Origin of the sequence: Paenibacillus sp. GP183 (assembly GCF_900104695.1) — a bacterium.
GTDB lineage: Bacteria > Bacillota > Bacilli > Paenibacillales > NBRC-103111 > Paenibacillus_AI.
This window is the reverse complement of record NZ_FNSW01000001.1, coordinates 4,752,905-4,769,030: the sequence shown is the minus strand read 5'-3', so window position 1 is coordinate 4,769,030 and position 16,126 is coordinate 4,752,905. Positions and strand designations below refer to the sequence as shown.

Annotated in this window: 13 protein-coding genes and 1 riboswitch; of the genes, 2 read left to right on the top strand and 11 right to left on the bottom strand. The window is 47.7% G+C overall.

Annotated features, from left to right (window positions below):
• Nucleotides 1-93 precede the first annotated feature (93 nt).
• The 6 genes from BLV33_RS23660 to BLV33_RS23635 all read right to left on the bottom strand — a co-directional run bounded on the left by BLV33_RS23660 (nucleotide 94) and on the right by BLV33_RS23635 (nucleotide 6,835).
• Nucleotides 94-867 (bottom strand): ABC transporter ATP-binding protein, encoded by a 774-nt coding sequence (locus BLV33_RS23660; RefSeq protein WP_090797663.1) that lies wholly within the window; start codon nucleotides 865-867, stop codon nucleotides 94-96.
• The gene (locus BLV33_RS23655) at nucleotides 867-1,676 is read right to left on the bottom strand and encodes an ABC transporter permease (RefSeq protein WP_090797661.1); all 810 of its coding nucleotides are present in this window, start codon (nucleotides 1,674-1,676) and stop codon (nucleotides 867-869) included. Before BLV33_RS23655 ends, BLV33_RS23660 begins: the two co-directional genes overlap by 1 nt.
• 22 nt (nucleotides 1,677-1,698) lie before the next feature.
• Nucleotides 1,699-2,730 (bottom strand): ABC transporter substrate-binding protein, encoded by a 1,032-nt coding sequence (locus tag BLV33_RS23650; RefSeq protein WP_090799174.1) that lies wholly within the window; start codon nucleotides 2,728-2,730, stop codon nucleotides 1,699-1,701.
• A 63-nt stretch (nucleotides 2,731-2,793) separates the two neighbouring features.
• A riboswitch (guanidine-I (ykkC/yxkD leader) is annotated at nucleotides 2,794-2,899 on the bottom strand.
• A gap of 711 nt (nucleotides 2,900-3,610) precedes the next feature.
• Nucleotides 3,611-4,387, bottom strand: a complete 777-nt coding sequence (gene sdhB, locus BLV33_RS23645; protein ID WP_090797659.1) for a succinate dehydrogenase iron-sulfur subunit — start codon at nucleotides 4,385-4,387, stop codon at nucleotides 3,611-3,613.
• Nucleotides 4,388-4,389: 2 nt separating this feature from the next.
• Nucleotides 4,390-6,150 carry a succinate dehydrogenase flavoprotein subunit gene (sdhA, locus tag BLV33_RS23640; RefSeq protein WP_090797657.1) on the bottom strand — a complete coding sequence of 587 codons (1,761 nt, stop codon included), beginning with the start codon at nucleotides 6,148-6,150 and terminating at the stop codon, nucleotides 4,390-4,392.
• A 16-nt stretch (nucleotides 6,151-6,166) separates the two neighbouring features.
• The gene (locus BLV33_RS23635) at nucleotides 6,167-6,835 is read right to left on the bottom strand and encodes a succinate dehydrogenase cytochrome b558 subunit (protein WP_090797655.1); all 669 of its coding nucleotides are present in this window, start codon (nucleotides 6,833-6,835) and stop codon (nucleotides 6,167-6,169) included.
• A 258-nt stretch (nucleotides 6,836-7,093) separates the two neighbouring features.
• On the opposite strand from BLV33_RS23635, the gene BLV33_RS23630 reads away from it, so the two are divergent.
• On the top strand, nucleotides 7,094-7,993 hold the full coding sequence (locus tag BLV33_RS23630) for a LysR family transcriptional regulator (RefSeq protein ID WP_090799173.1): 900 nt from the start codon (nucleotides 7,094-7,096) through the stop codon (nucleotides 7,991-7,993).
• 49 nt (nucleotides 7,994-8,042) lie between these two features.
• Here BLV33_RS23630 and BLV33_RS23625 read toward each other — a convergent pair whose 3' ends face one another.
• Entirely contained in the window at nucleotides 8,043-8,759 is a 717-nt protein-coding gene (locus tag BLV33_RS23625; protein ID WP_090797654.1) for a response regulator transcription factor, read from the bottom strand.
• 102 nt (nucleotides 8,760-8,861) lie between these two features.
• On the bottom strand, nucleotides 8,862-11,141 hold the full coding sequence (locus BLV33_RS23620; RefSeq protein ID WP_171909271.1) for a response regulator: 2,280 nt from the start codon (nucleotides 11,139-11,141) through the stop codon (nucleotides 8,862-8,864).
• A gap of 282 nt (nucleotides 11,142-11,423) precedes the next feature.
• On the opposite strand from BLV33_RS23620, the gene BLV33_RS23615 reads away from it, so the two are divergent.
• Entirely contained in the window at nucleotides 11,424-12,620 is a 1,197-nt protein-coding gene (locus tag BLV33_RS23615; protein WP_090790057.1) for a transposase, read from the top strand.
• Between the two features lie 122 nt (nucleotides 12,621-12,742).
• Here the strand turns inward: BLV33_RS23615 and uvrC are convergent, their stop codons facing one another.
• The 3 genes from uvrC to BLV33_RS23600 form a co-directional block, all read right to left on the bottom strand.
• Entirely contained in the window at nucleotides 12,743-14,611 is a 1,869-nt protein-coding gene (gene uvrC, locus BLV33_RS23610; RefSeq protein ID WP_090797650.1) for an excinuclease ABC subunit UvrC, read from the bottom strand.
• 104 nt (nucleotides 14,612-14,715) lie between these two features.
• Nucleotides 14,716-15,030 carry a thioredoxin gene (gene trxA, locus BLV33_RS23605; RefSeq protein ID WP_090797648.1) on the bottom strand — a complete coding sequence of 105 codons (315 nt, stop codon included), beginning with the start codon at nucleotides 15,028-15,030 and terminating at the stop codon, nucleotides 14,716-14,718.
• 175 nt (nucleotides 15,031-15,205) lie between these two features.
• Nucleotides 15,206-15,589 (bottom strand): MerR family transcriptional regulator, encoded by a 384-nt coding sequence (locus tag BLV33_RS23600; protein WP_090797646.1) that lies wholly within the window; start codon nucleotides 15,587-15,589, stop codon nucleotides 15,206-15,208.
• Nucleotides 15,590-16,126: the final 537 nt, after the last annotated feature.

Sequence of the window (16,126 nt, the reverse complement as noted above, 5' to 3'; positions counted from 1 at the left end):
AACATAAGTTTATAATGAATAAACTCTAACGTCAATCAAGTCATACAGGGTATTATTTCCAAGTGCACGCTCTTCGCATGGTTATTGTTTGTGTTAACTCTCCTCCGGATGTGCCTCGCCTATGAGGGAAATGATTTGTTTTTTGAGTTGGATAAAAGCTTCTGAGTCCTTGACATCCGGTGTTTCGCGCAGCCGTTCCGGCACGATGACCTCCTTGTGAATTCTGCCTGGATGCGCCTGCATCACATACACACGCTGCGATAAGAAAATCGCTTCCTCAATATCATGCGTGATAAAAACAACGGTCGTCTTCTCATGCTCCCAAATCCGCAGCAGCAGCTCCTGCATCGAGTTTTTCGTTTGCGGGTCCAACGCCCCAAATGGCTCATCCATCAGCAGCACTTCAGGATTATTAGCCAGAGCTCTGGCGATGGCCACCCGCTGTTTCATTCCGCCGGACAGCTCCTTGGGGAGCGATCTGGCAAAGCGGTGAAGGCCGACCAGCTCCATGAAATGATCGGAGATCCGGCGCTTTTCAAATAGTGGAACTCCTTTCAGAGTAAGGCCAAATTCGATGTTCTCCCGCACCGTCAGCCAGGGAAATAACGTGTAGGATTGGAACACCATCCCCCGATCTGCACCCGGTCCATCAACTTCCTTGCCGGAAACCAGAAGTGTGCCCGATGTCATATCCTCAAGACCAGCCAATATGCGCAATAAGGAGGATTTGCCGCAGCCGGATGGGCCGACGAAGCTGACAAACTCATTTTGCTCCACATGAAAAGAAACCTGATCCAGAGCTAAAAGCTCGCTTTTTTTGCTTTTGTACCACTTAGTCAGATCGGTTGCCATAATTTTGCTCTGCATCACTGACGACTCCCTTCCAGCCAAGGAAAAAATCGCCGATGGCAGTAAGCGAAGATTCGATCTGTCAGCAATCCCAATAACCCAATGGTGATAATGCCCACAAAGATCAGATCCGTATTCAAGAAGCGCTGCGCCTTCATAATCGAGAAGCCAAGTCCGCTGCTGGCCGCAACCAACTCAGCCACGACCAGATAGGTCCACGCCCAGCCGATAATCAGCCTTAGGGTATTCATCAAATCCGGCAGAAGAGCCGGGATAAGCACCCTTTCAATCGCCTGCCAGCGACCTGCTCCAAGCGTATAGGAGGTTTGCAGCAGGTCATTGGAAACTGCGCGGGTATTGTCCGCTACCATTAAGAGAAGCTGGAAGAAGCAGCCGATGAAAATAACGATAATCTTCGCCGATTCCCCGATACCCGCCCAAACCATAATCAAAGGAATGAAGGCAGTTGCCGGCATATATCGGATAAATTCGGTTGGAGGTACCAGCACTGCTTCAGCAAAACGAAAGGTTCCAGCCAGAATTCCGAGCGGTACACCAAGCAAACATGCCAGCAGAAATCCCATGCCAACCCGGTATATACTTATCCCTACATGATGCCAAAAAAGTGGTGTCTGGATCTGAATGGCGAACTGCCTGAGCACCTGATCCGGGGTTGGCAGAAAGGTGCGATTGACAAAGTTTCCGTAGCTCATTATGCTCCAAAGCACCAATGCAAGAACCAGAATTAGGAGGACTCCCGACAAGTACCACCTTCTCCCAATATCAGCCCGAATGGCGGTCAATCTTGATTTGCGTGACTTGCCCATCTGCTGCACCTCATTCCATGCTTTATTTCTTGCGTTCTTTCATGACCTCTTCGACAAAATGACCATCGAGGATGGATTCCGGCTTCGGAATGGAAGTCAGCATATCCAGCCCCTTGAGGAACTCAGCTGTTTTTTGTGCAGTGAAATTCAAGGAGAAGTAATTAACGCCTTTTGTAAAAGCCTTTATGTTATCCTCCAGTTGAAAAATCTTCACGCTGTCCACCCCGGCTTTATATTCATCCAGCGGTGTTTCGGCTGCTTTTGCCATAATTTTGAGCGATTCATCAGGATTCGCCTTCCAATAGTCCAAAGCGTCGAACCAGGCATTGATGATCTTCTTGACATCGTCCGGACGATTCTTGGTCACATCTTCACGGAACACAAGCAGGTCGGGAATTAAACCCGGTGTATCTTTAGAGGAAAAAAGCAGCTTTCCTTTGCCTTCCTGCAAAGCTTTTGTCAGAAACGGCTCCCACAGAACGGCTGCATCGACATTTCCTGAGATAAAAGCCGGCCCCGCATCGTTCACCGTCATATTGGTGTACTTCACATCTGTTTCTTTTAAACCTGATTTATCCAGAGCTGTAAGCATCAAAAGGTGATCTACGGTACCGAGCTCTGTAGCTATCTTTTTCCCTTTCAAATCCTTCATCGAGGCAATCTCCGGCTTCACTACGAGCCCATCTCCACCATTGGAGTTGTCGTTCACCAGAACAGCTTTAACTCCGATTCCTTTACTTGCCGGAGCCAGCGTATCGCTGAGGGTCTGGCTGTTGGCATCTACCTTGCCTGTTGACAAGGCCGATAAAGAATCACTATAAACGGGGAACCATACCAGATCTACCTTAACGCCATTTTTCTCAAAAAAACCCTTCTCCTTCACCAGATACCAGACGAACCAGCCCGGCCATGGACTTAACGCCAGTTTAATAGGTTCACCTGTTGCGGAAGCTCCTTTGTTGGATCCAGTGGTATTTTTCGATGTGGAACAACCGCTGACAACTGTAAAAGCTACAAGAAGTGCAAGCATGAGCAAAGTTACCCGTTTTTTCATTTGATTCATCCCTCTCTCCGATTTTGGAAAAGGAAAAGCCCAGAAAAGATATCAATGTTGATATCCTCCCGGGCTTTTGTCCCTCCGTGTGCACGGCTTCTGGAACCGTGTGTTCTCTCTTGGACCAGCCAAAGCATATTCACTCTGCGGAACCCTAGAAAACATTGTAGTTGTTGTGTGAATTTGTCTCTATCATACTGAGATCAAGCTTTCATGTCAATATAATTAACACAAATTTTTATTATCGAAGAAATTTAGAATGGTTCCTTGAGCAATCTCTTGTGTATCAAGGAAATGTATGTAATAATACATAACACATAACAATGAAATTGGAGGTGTGTCATGTTTTCTGTTCACTTTCATATCCAATTACATGAAAATAACACTTTCATTCCGTCTCAAATAGCTCCATCCCCATCACACCTATCTAACCTGATAAGTCTCATAAAACGCAAAAAGACAGCAGATGCACCGGCATCCAATTCCACGTCAAAGAAAAATTGACTTCATTGTGAAAAGCAAGGCACAGCTGTTAATAGATGATTAAAGGAAGAATAAAGGCCGCTTGATTATTATAAGGCGTATTCTACGTCTTACTAGAGGGACTTAAAGGATTTTATTCGAGATAAGATGTATTTTACGTCTTACCGATAGAAATTCTAGAGTAAATTCGAGAAAACCATGAATTAAGCCGTGTTTTACGTCTTAATAAATTATAAAGATTAACGCTCGAGAGATTAAGACGTATCTTACTTCTTACTAATATATCGAAGCTACGCGATGCTCCTCAAGAATGCCACCAAAACACACCTACTTTCTATACACAAAAAAAGGAGCTATCCCTCAGCCATTTTCTGGGACAGCTCCTGCTTAAATTCATTTACACGCCCAACCATCTTTTAAACAAATGCTTGGTTGTATCGGCATTCATCGCCGCAATCGAAGTCGTGAGCGGAATCCCCTTCGGACAGGAACGCACGCAGTTCTGCGAGTTTCCGCAGCCTTCGATGCCTCCATCTTCCATAAGCGCTTCCAGACGGTCTTCCTTGTTCATCTCACCTGTCGGGTGAGTATTGAACAAACGAACTTGCGAAATCGCTGCAGGTCCGATAAAGCTGTTACGATCATTCACATTCGGGCAAGCCTCCAGGCAAACGCCGCAGGTCATGCATTTGGAAAGCTCATAAGCCCATTGGCGCTTCGACTCAGCGAGCCGCGGTCCTGGACCCAGATCGTATGTGCCGTCGATGGGAATCCAGGCTTTCACTTTCTTGAGCGCATTGAACATCCGGCCGCGGTCAATCACCAGGTCGCGCACAATCGGGAATGTGCTCATTGGAGCTACACGAATCGGCTGTTCCAGCTTATCCACCAACGCGGAGCAAGCTTGGCGCGGTTTGCCGTTGATCACCATGGAGCAAGCGCCGCATACTTCCTCCAAACAGTTAGATTCCCAGCATACCGGGGTAGTGCTCTGGCCATGGGCGTTCTTCGGATTCCGTTGAACCTCCATCAGTGCGCTAATCACGTTCATATTGGGGCGGTAAGGAATTTCAAATTCCTCCGTATAGGATGCAGAATCAGGATTTTCTTGGCGGGTGACGATAAATTTCACTGTTTTTGCAGCTGCGGGGGCAGCCGTTGTTGTTTCAGCCATGATTAATGTCCTCCCTTCGATTTATTGGCGGAATAATCGCGTTTACGAGGCTTAATCAATGATACGTCGACTTCTTCGTATTCGATTTGCGGTCCTTCCGGCGTCCATTTGGCTTTGGTTGTCTTCAGGAAGTTCTCATCGTCACGCTCAGGGAAATCCGGCTTGTAGTGAGCTCCGCGGCTTTCATCACGCAATAAAGCACCTACCGTCATAGCCTCTGCAAGCTCCAGCATATTCCACAGCTGACGAGTAAAAGCTACGCCCTGATTATTCCAACGGGCCGTATCCGTCATGTTGATGTTGCCATATCTTTCTTTCATATCTTTGATCTTGTTGATCGTTTCTTGAAGCCTGTCGTTATAACGTACAACCGTCATGTTGGCATTCATCATATCGCCGAGCTCCTTGTGAATCACATAAGCATTCTCGGTTCCGTTCATTTTCAGCAAGCCTTCATATCGGTCGTTATGTCTCATCTGTTCACGCTCGAAAAGGGTGGAGGACATGTCTTCCGCATGCTTCTCGAGCCCCTTGATGTATTCAATCGCTTTAGGGCCTGCAACCATTCCGTCGAAAATAGCCGATACGAGCGAATTCGCTCCCAGGCGGTTCGCACCATGGTGCTGATACTCGCATTCGCCGGCTGCAAACAGTCCGGGAACATTGGTCATCATATTGTAATCGACCCACATACCGCCCATGGAATAATGGACAGCCGGGAAGATCTTCATTGGAATTTTACGAGGATCATCGCCCATGAATTTCTCATAAATCTCGATAATGCCTCCCAGCTTCACATCGAGCTCCTTCGGATCTTTGTGAGAAAGATCAAGGTAAACCATGTTCTCGCCGTTGATGCCCAGCTTCTGGTCAATACACACTGAGAAAATCTCACGAGTGGCAATGTCACGCGGAACCAGGTTACCGTAGGCCGGATATTTTTCCTCGAGGAAGTACCAAGGCTTGCCATCCTTATAGGTCCAGATCCGTCCGCCTTCCCCGCGCGCTGACTCCGACATCAAGCGAAGCTTGTCGTCTCCCGGAATCGCTGTCGGGTGAATTTGAATCATTTCGCCATTGGCATAATAAACGCCCTGCTGATAAACAGCACTAGCCGCTGTCCCTGTGTTGATCACGGAGTTCGTGGTCTTGCCGAACACGATTCCCGGCCCGCCTGTCGCCAGGATGACGGCATCGGCCGGAAAGGATTGCACTTGCATGCTGCGCAGATCTTGGGCGGCAATCCCGCGGCAGACGCCATCGTCGTCGATGACTGCGCCAAGGAACTCCCAGTGCTCGTACTTGGTGACGAGACCCGCAGTTTCCCAGCGGCGCACTTGCTCATCCAGCGCATACAGAAGCTGCTGTCCAGTGGTCGCGCCGGCAAACGCCGTTCTATGGTACTGCGTACCGCCGAAACGGCGGAAATCCAGCAAGCCCTCCGGTGTCCGGCTGAACATCACGCCCATCCGGTCCATCAGATGGATGATCCCTGGGGCCGCTTCGCAGAGCGCTTTAACCGGCGGTTGATTGGCCAGGAAATCCCCGCCGTAAACCGTATCGTCAAAATGCTCCCAAGGGGAGTCGCCTTCACCTTTGGTATTCACCGCTCCGTTAATGCCGCCTTGGGCGCATACCGAGTGGGAACGTTTAACCGGAACCAGGGAGAACAACTGAACATGAACCCCAGCTTCTGCTGCTTTGATTGTTGCCATGAGTCCGGCCAAGCCGCCGCCAACGACAATTACTTTTGAATTCGCCATGTCTGTCAGCCCTCCCTTATCCGTTAAGTCCGATATGTGATGAAGCGGCTGGCAGCCGCTCAAATTGAGTATCCGTGAATGCAGTCAATGACATAATAAACATGACTGACATGACTACAAAAACGCCAAGCCAAACATAGGTGGAAATTCGCTGCGCACGGGGACCAACGGTGATGCCCCAGCTCACAAGGAACGACCACATGCCATTGCTGAAATGGAAGACCGCGGCAATAATCCCGATTACATAAATCGTGAACAGGACCGGGTTCGTTGTAATATTATGCATGGTTATGCCAAGCTCTCCGTGACTCACATTGCCCAGCGATACTTGAAAACGAGTTTCAAAAAAATGCCACGCCACGAAAATAAACGTCAGCACACCCGTTACACGCTGCAGAAAGAACATCTGGTTACGGAAATAGCCGTAATTCGATACATTGTTACGTGATTGATAAGCTACATAAAGCCCATAAACGCCATGATAAAGAAGTGGTAGCCAAATTCCAAAGATCTCCAGAAAAAGCACCAGAGGCAAGCTGTTCAACCAGTCAATTTGTTTCACAAAAGCTGCATGTCCATCCACGGCTGAATAGTTGGTCAGCAAATGCTCAATTAAGAAAAAGCCGACAGGTATAACGCCGAGTAAAGAATGGATTTTTCGAAAGTAGTACGAATTCCCGGTCATTGAAACCAATTCCCCCCTATTAATAAAATCCGACAATATCAGTCAGAACCACATATCATTGTACTCCCGCCATAAACAAGCGTCAATCGGAATGAATCAAGCCTAGTGTTCCAACGCAAGTACCGATTATACAAGTTTTGCGGAAAATATGTACAATAAGTGACATATACATCGTAACTCTTTATCGCTTATAATGGAAGTGCCGATTTTTTATAATCTGTTATAACAAATACGCATATAGAGAGGTTAATGATCAACGTGGAGCTTATGGATATTTTCGCAGTTGTGGTTGAGCAGGCCAGCTTGAATAAAGCCTCTCAAGTATTAAATCTCTCGCAGCCCGCCCTCTCTCGCAAAATCATGCGCCTCGAACAGGATCTTGGCGTCGAGCTCTTTACCCGTAAAGGAAAACGGCTGGAATTAACACGGGTGGGACAACTTTGTTATGAGCATGCTCTGGAGCAGCGCCATTCAGAACGTAAATTTCAACAAGCGATTCAGGATTATAAATCCTCCGGCAAACAAAGCTCCATCACGATTGGCGCTAGTCTCACCACTTTACAGGCTACACTTCCTGACTTAATCACTATTTATTTGAGCGAATACCCGATGACCGAAATCAAGGCATTAACCGGCAAAACACAAGAAGTCGTTACCCTGGTTAAAGAGAAAAGAGTCGATATTGGACTGGTCGCTTCGGAAGTCAAAGTATCAGGCATGCTCTGTGAGTCGCTTTTTGATGATCATCTCTGTCTGGTGCTTCCGCTCGGACATCCATACATTGACCAGCCTTCCCTAGCGATCAACGACTTAAACGAACTGCCGATGATTCTGTTCTCCAAAGGTACCTGGTACCGAATTCTTATGGACGAGCTGTTCCACCGATTTTCCATTTTCCCTGATGTGCGGATGGAGATCGATTCCTTTGAGGCCATTATCCGACTGGTATCCACCTGCCATACGGCTACATTGCTGCCCCAGTCCTATTTGCGAAAAGACTTGATTCAAAACAACGAGCTCATCTTGCGCAACATTCCCGAGCTGGAACAGACCAAGCGTACGACGTCGCTGGTTTATACGGAAGAAGCATTAACCAATCCGACTGCGATGCAGTTCATCACCAGGGCCAAGATGTGCTTTGACAGTCATCAAGGATAATCGGCTCTCTACTAAAAAAAGAATCCCAAGCGGGATTCTTGTTCAAGCTTCATGGAACATACTTATAGCCCACGCCCCAGACCGTGCGAATGCGCTTTGGTTCTTTGGGGTTTTCTTCAATTTTCTTGCGCAAATTCGCGATGTGGACATCAATCGCCCGATCGGTAACGAAAGAATCAAAACCGCGAATGGCGTTAATTAACTCTTCCCGGCTGTAAACCTTGTTGGGGTGCTCGAGAAAGCAGCGCATCATTTCAAATTCAGAAAATGTAGTTTCCACCATCTCATTATGTACCCGCATTGTGCGTGTATCCGAGTCCAAATGCACAATCGAGCCTGGCTTGCTTTCGGCAGGCAATTCCTCGGTTAAGGCTGTTGGATTCACCGGCAAGGATGACTCAAAATTGCGGGATCTGCGCAGAAGCGCCTGAACTCTGGCGATCAGCTCGTGCATGCTGAATGGCTTGGACATATAGTCATCTGCCCCGGCAGCCAGTGCATTGACACGTTCCGTAATCTTGACTTTCATGGAAAGAATCAGAATGGGCACGTTCGAGTTTTGTCGAAACAAACGGCATAGCTCCAGGCCGTCTATATCCGGAAGCATGAGATCAAGCAGGACAATGTCCGGTTTGTAGGCGTTCAAAGCATACAAGCCTTCTTTTCCAGCCGCTTTCCTTGTAACATCGAAGCCCTCTTCCTTCAAATACATCAGAAGCATATCACCAATGATTGCATCGTCCTCAATTACCAACACTTTATCCATGCCGAGTCCACCTTTGTTTCGAAATCCTTGTCATTTTTTGTAAGGAATTCGAGAGTGTCCTTATTTTTTTAATATACTATAGTTGATATAGGCCCTACAAGTTCAGTCATCCAGCTGCTCCAAGGAACCGATAATTTCACGCAGTGCGCTTGAGACTTCATCCAAAAGACGGCTCCATTGGGCTTCATCATCTGGATCGGATTCAAAAAAATCCTCCAGCCTGCCTGCTGCCATATACAGATCTCTTGCGGAAATTGTCCCTGCAGCACCCCGTAAAGAATGTAAAAAATGCATCAATTCCTGCTGCTCGCCTTGTTCATAAGCCTCCCTGATTTTCTTTTCATGATCGGAGAAATCTCGCTTGAATGTTTGCAGCATATGCATAAAGATGGGCACTTTTCCATTGATTCTCGTGAGCGCATCCTTTGCTTGTATGCCGGCAAGATTCTCAAGAAAAATCGGAATTTCTTCTTGGCCAGCTGGCTGCTTCTTCGCGGCATCAAGCTTCCTGCTTCTTGACTTCGCCAGCAATTGGTCAATGGCCGCCAGCAAAGGTCCTTCTTCAATGGGTTTGATCAGTGCATCGTTCATGCCAACTTCAAGAAAAGAAGTAAGTTCCTCGGTCGTCGCATAAGCTGTCATCGCAATAATCGGCAGCTTCTCAAAGCGAGGATCCTGTCGAATTCGGCGTGTCGCTTCCCTGCCGTCCATTTTCGGCATCTGAATATCCATCAGGATCAAATCCCACCCGGATTCTTCCAGCATGGTTAACAATTCAAATCCATTCAATGCTACTTTTACTTCATATCCATGGCTTTCGAGCAGTGTAATAGCAACCTGTCGATTAATCTCATAGTCGTCGGCCAAAAGTATTCGTCCTTTTAAGAGCGGTGCCGGATCCGGACTTTTATTTTTCATCGATGCAGGCTCGGATTGCTTTCCATCAAATAGGGATAGCAAAGCCTGATGCAGGTCGATTCTATGGATAGGCTTGACCAGAATCCCATCAGGTTTAAGGGATGGCGGCATCCGATTCAACTCCTCACGGCCGTAAGCGGAGGTCATAGCCAGAGTATACACTCCCCGTTTGGCTGCTGCTTGTCTCAACTCATAGAAGGTTTCATGGCCAAACATGTCGGTCGCTTCCATATCGAGCAGCATCACTGTTCCCTCAGGAGCATTTCCCTCCAAAAGGCTTTCAAGCGCCTCCTTCCAAGCCGCAAATTCCACAGCCTGTAAAGAGAAGCCTGCAATAATCCGGCTAAGATGCGTACGCATTCTCGGACCATCCTCGACCAACCAGACCGGATGATGCCTGAATTCTTTGGGCAGCAGCATGTTTACCTCCCTCTCGTTGCCGATTCCCGCTTGGAGCCTAAGAATAAAATAGAAACAGCTTCCTTGACCCGGTTCACTTACCACCTCCAATGTGCCGCCCATCATCTCAATCAAGCTTTTGGAGATAAATAGGCCTAATCCAGTTCCCCCATATTTGCGGCTGGTCGAGTCATCTCCTTGAGTATAGGGCGTGAAGAGACGCTCTATTTGCATCGCAGTCATACCAATTCCCGTATCTTCAACCGAGAATCGAACCTCCACTGTATTATCGGAAGAGCTCGACCCTTCCACCTTCAATATAACATGGCCCTTCTCGGTGAATTTGATGGCATTAAAACATAAATTAAGCAAGATTTGTTCCAGCCGGGTTGGGTCACCGAGCAAGGCACCAGGCAGCGAATCCTCCACTTCCACAATGAAATCGAATTGATCCTTTTCAATAAGAAATACACCAATCATATCGGCAACCTTGCCAAGCAGCCACTCCGGTGAGAAAGAGATGCTTTCCAGCTCCAGCTTACCGGCTTCAACCTTGGAGAAATCGAGAATTTCATTAATAATGGCGAGCATTGCATAGGAGGAGCTTAGCATTTTGTCCAGATAATCTTTTTGAATATCGTTCATTGCCGTTTTTTGCATTAATTGGGCTAATCCGATTATACCGCTGAGTGGAGTCCTTATTTCATGGCTGATACGCGCCACAAACTCCCCTTTCATTTGATTTGCATCTTCGGCTTCTTGCTTGGCTTTTATTAAATCCGCCTGAACTTGTTTTTGCTCGATAATATCTCTATTGGTGGTTACAAGCTTCCTGATCAGAATGATTTCGCGATTGAGCAGAACAATCAAAAGACCTGCTATAAGGGCAATGGCTATGGCTATGGCAAGTACGGTTTTGCTTAAAAGAGCTTGCAAGGGTGCTTCAAAATCTTCAAATGGAACAATAGTACCAGCATAGCTAGTAACTCCGATTATGACGAATGCCGCAACCGTAATTAATAGAATACTGGCAGTCATACGCAGACGCAGTGAAACCTGTTTCACGGCTCCATCCCTCCTTGCCCTTACTGCGTGTGCCTTCATTATAATCGCTGACTGCCTTCTACGGCAAAACGAACCAAGGTTAAACGCAAAATACCGGCAGGCCTGAGCTCCTCCGGTATTCATTGCTGGTCTCTGGATTTCCCCAGCATTTATTTGAGCATTTTGCATTAACATGAGCCCTTGATACGCAAGGATTTTGAGGCATAAAAAAAGGGACTTCACCCCAACTTGGCGAAGTTTTTCGGTGACCAAACCAAAAACCCAAGAACGGAGGAAGTCACCTTGTATATTCTCCAAGAAAGTCTATTTTCCTTTGAGGATCTGCTGAAAATGCAATCAAAAGATCGATTACCAATCTTTTTTAGCGTTCTCGATCTTCGTCCTTACGCCAAAGAGTTGAGAAGTCGTTCACCCCGAGGCGCTGACGGCCACTGTAGAGAAGGTTTGCTACGTGCGCTTCTAGCTGCACCGCTCGAGCACATCCATACGTTTACTGGTTTGCATCATCGGCTGGAAACGGATCTTCGATTTCGCTATCAGTGTGGACTTCCGCTAGATCGCGAAGCGCCGTCTGTCTCTACGCTAAGCCGAGTCTTCGCCGTGTTGACCAAGAAAAACTTGGCAAAGCAGCTTTTCGAGGATTTGGTCAAACGCTGCCAGCATGAGGGCATCATCGACGGCAGCCATGTCGCGATCGACAGCGCCGCCATCCATTCTTATGAGAAGAAGCAGCCCAAGCGCAAAAGTGAGCAGACCGGCGATGCGAACTGGGGTGCGAAGTTTGATTCATTCGGCAACAAAATGACTTGGTTCGGCTATAAGCTCCATCTAGCTGTAGACACGAAAAGTGAGCTTCCGCTAGCACTGGAAGTCACGCCGGCGCATGTCAATGACGGGGAGATGGCGCCCGGTCTGATTGAGAAAGTAGCTGTTAAAACGAACACACAATTCTTCATGCTTGATGCGGGCTACGACCAAATGAAGGTTTACGAAGCCGCTCGAAACGTGAGGGCGCAAGCCATTATCCCCCTCAACCCCCGAGGAGAAAAAGAACCGCCTGCTGCAATGACAACAAACGGAACGCCATGTTGCTCGATGGGGTTCTCCATGACATACTGGGGCGCTGACGGCGATTACTTGAAGTTCCGTTGTCCTCACGCTGTAGGCAAAGTCGAGTGTCCGTTAGGCATGGCCGCCTGTTCATCTTCCAACTATGGCATGGTCGTTAAAGTAGATGTAAAGGACGATCTCCGGCGTTATTGCAGCCCGCATCGGGACACAAAGCGCTGGAAAGAGCTTTACAACGAACGCACCAGCGTAGAACGATGCAACTCCAGAATGAAAACTTATCTTACGGCAGACGACATGCATGTCTGGGGTATTCAGAAAGTAACGACTCACCAGTATCTGAATGCCATTGTACTGCTTGTATCTGCCCTTTCCGTTGCTTCTAGAAAGATCCAAGTAGCAGCAGTTTGAAAAATTAGCAAACACGAAATTCTGCAGGTCTGCCTATTTTTAGAATCCAGCTACGCAATAGCCCTGAGGTTATTAGTTTTTTCCCTTTTTAAGTCAAAAATCGAATTATGCAAAATGCTCATTTACATATCTTGAGGGTTTGGAACTTCAACGGCATCTTGAAGGGCAAGCAGAATTTCCCCCGCCAGTTTTTCGCCGATACCCAATGAGCGAAAATCCTCGATCCTGGCTTCTTTAATCCGTTTCACGGATCCAAAGTGCTTGAGCAGCAGCTTCCTTCTCTTCTCGCCAATCCCCGGTATGGCATCGAGCTTCGATACCACCATAGACTTTGCTCTCGTCTCCCGATGAAATGTAATGGCGAATCGATGGACCTCATCCTGGATGCGCTGCAGCAAATAAAATTCCTGGCTGTCGCGCGGAAGCGGAACGACCTCTGCTGGATCGCCAATCATTAGCTGCGCGGTCTTATGCTTGGCGTCCTTCACAAGTCCGCAAACCGGAACAAAGATCCCCAGCTCGTTCTCCAGCACGTCAACGGCTGCAGAGATTTGGCCTTTGCCGCCGTCGACAACTATCAGATCGGGCATCGGCAGATTCTCCTTCAGCACTCGCTCATAGCGTCGACGGATGACCTCGCGCATCGTCTCGTAATCGTCTGGACCTTGTACGGTTTTCACCTTATATTTGCGATACTCCTTGCGATCCGGCTTCCCATGAACGAATACAACCATCGCGGAGACAGGGTTCGATCCTTGGATATTGGAATTATCGAAGGCTTCAATGCGATTTATAGCCGTTGTTCCCAGCCATTCTCCAAGATTCTCAACCGCTTTAACCGAACGTTTCTCGTCCCGCTCAACCATTCTGAACTTCTCCTCTAATGCTTCACGGGCATTGTCCCTTGCCATTTCGACCATCTGCTTTTTAAGCCCACGCTGAGGAAACAGCACCTTCAGCTTCAGCCATGCTTCCAGCGCTTCCTTAACATCCTTTTCCCCAACTTCCGTAGTTTGGGTTACTCCGTCAGGTACAGCTCCGGGCTCCAGCTCCGGCGGTCCCGGCAAAAATATTTCTTTGGGCAGTGCAGGATTGTCGCTGTACACCTGTGTGACATAAGAAATAAAATCTTCATACTCTTCTCCGTAATACGGAAACAGCGATACATGCCGCTCAATCAGCTTACCTTGGCGCATATACTGGATGTGCACGCTCATCCAGCCTTTTTCAACGACATAGCCGAACACATCGCGGTCTACGGCATCAATGGTCGTGATCTTCTGCTTCTCCATCACTGCGTCGATATTGACGATGTGATCACGCAGCTCCTTGGCGCGCTCAAAATTAAGATTCTCGGCAGCGGCCATCATCTTGGTCTGCAGCTCGCTCCTGATCTCATGATGTCCCCCGTTCAGGAAACGGGTGATCTCAAGCACCATCCGCTCATTCTCTGCCGCGGATACTTCCTGCACGCAAGGTCCCAGACACTGCCCAATATGAAAGTATAGGCATACTTTATCGGGCAATGTCTTGCACTTGCGCAGCGGATACAAGCGGTCCAGCAGCTTCTTGGTCTGCTGGGCCGCAAAAGCATTGGGATAAGGGCCGAAATATTTGCCCTTATCCTTGAATACCCGCCGCGTAACTTCCAGCCGCGGGTGCTCCTCGTGCGTGATCTTGATATAAGGGAACGTTTTGTCATCCTTCAGCAAAACGTTATAACGCGGATGATGCTTCTTGATCAGATTGCACTCTAAAATCAGTGCCTCCATATTGCTGGAGGTCACAATATATTCGAAATCGCGGATTTCGCTGACCAGCAGCTGCGTTTTTGCGTCATGGCTGCCCCTGAAATAGGAGCGTACGCGATTTTTTAACACCTTGGCTTTTCCCACGTAGATAATCGTGCCTTCTGCATTTTTCATGAGATAGCAGCCCGGCTTATCCGGCAGCAGCGAAAGCTTATGGCGTATAGTTTCTTGTTCAAGCATACCCGTTCTTCTCCTTTCAAAAAAACGAAAAAAGCCCTTTTTCAGCATAGCAGAAAAAGAGCTTTTTCTCACGGATTTTCGAATCTTAGATTCGAAGGCTCCGATTATTGATGACGGGATACTACATTTTTCAGTGCATCCTTGGATTGGAAGCCCACCACTTTATCTACAGGCTGTCCATCTTTGAACACGATTAATGTAGGAATGCTCATGACCCCGAAACGCGAAGCGGATTCCGGATTGTCATCCACGTTCAATTTGGCAATTTTCAAAGCATCTATCTCTTTGTCCAGTTCCTCAAGAACGGGCGCAATCATTTTACAAGGTCCGCACCATGGTGCCCAGAAATCCACAAGCACTACGCCTTCGCCTTCTACTTCGCTTTTGAAACTTTGGTCGGATACATTTACAATCGACATGATTGTTTCCTCCTTATATTTGAATGAATTTATGATCATCCAGTAGATCACTACTGATTTGTCACCATACTAAAGTATACCACAAAGCAAGTGCATTTCAACCAAACGGACAGCCTGCGGGAATCGTGGGTAGTTCGCAATTACCATGGAAAAAGAGGTTTTCACCCTCTGCTTTTCAGCGTTCGGATGTGTGTAGAGGTACCTGCTGCTTCTGATCTTCCTTGATAAACTCAATCCGTTCGAGCAGATTGGAGCGAACCTGATTCAGTTGATGGAGCTGCTTATCAATGACTTGGAGCTTCTGTTCGTACATGGGTAAAATTTGTTCACAGAAGGCTTCCCTGCTGACCATCACACAGTTCAAAAAGTTCTCAATCTCATCCGTATTAAAACCAAGGCTCAAATAAAACTGAATCGTCTTCACTCGCTCCACTGCGGTTTTATTGTAAATGCGATATCCGTTTTCTTCCCTATCCGATACAATCAGGTGCTTGGCTTCATAGTAGCGTAATGAGCGTATGCTGACACCTGTTTCCTGAGCAAGTTCTCCGATTCGCATCTATGGGCCGCCTCCCTTTGGTTGATATAAGTTTATTATAAACCATGACACTAATGTCAGGGTCAAGGGCAAAATGTAAATCTTTTTTCTTAAAACATTTTTCACCTCCCCACACCCCTAGGGCCAACCCCCTAAATCCCCCTAAAAGGGGGACCCCAGGGGTAACGTCCCCTGGACGACTATAGGGCTCGGTCAATGAGCAACGGTAGGTTGGGGTATGGAGCCAGGGTGTTGGGAGCGCTTGACGTCCGATTGAACGTACTTTGCCTAGGCAAAGCACGTTCAATCGGACACGCTTACAGCTAGAGCAGGGCAAGAGCAAGGGCAAGTTCACGAGCAAGTTCACGAGCAAGAGCACGAGCAAGAGCACGAGCAAGAGCAAGAGCAAGAGCAAGAGCAAGAGCAAGAGCAAGGGGAAGAGCAAGAGCAGGTCAAAAGATAACCGCTTCGCGGTGTCTAGCCAAAGGTGTTACCGCTTTGGCTATTGCTCGGGCATCTTTGAACCGGATGCCCAAGACACAACCCTAGGACACTGGA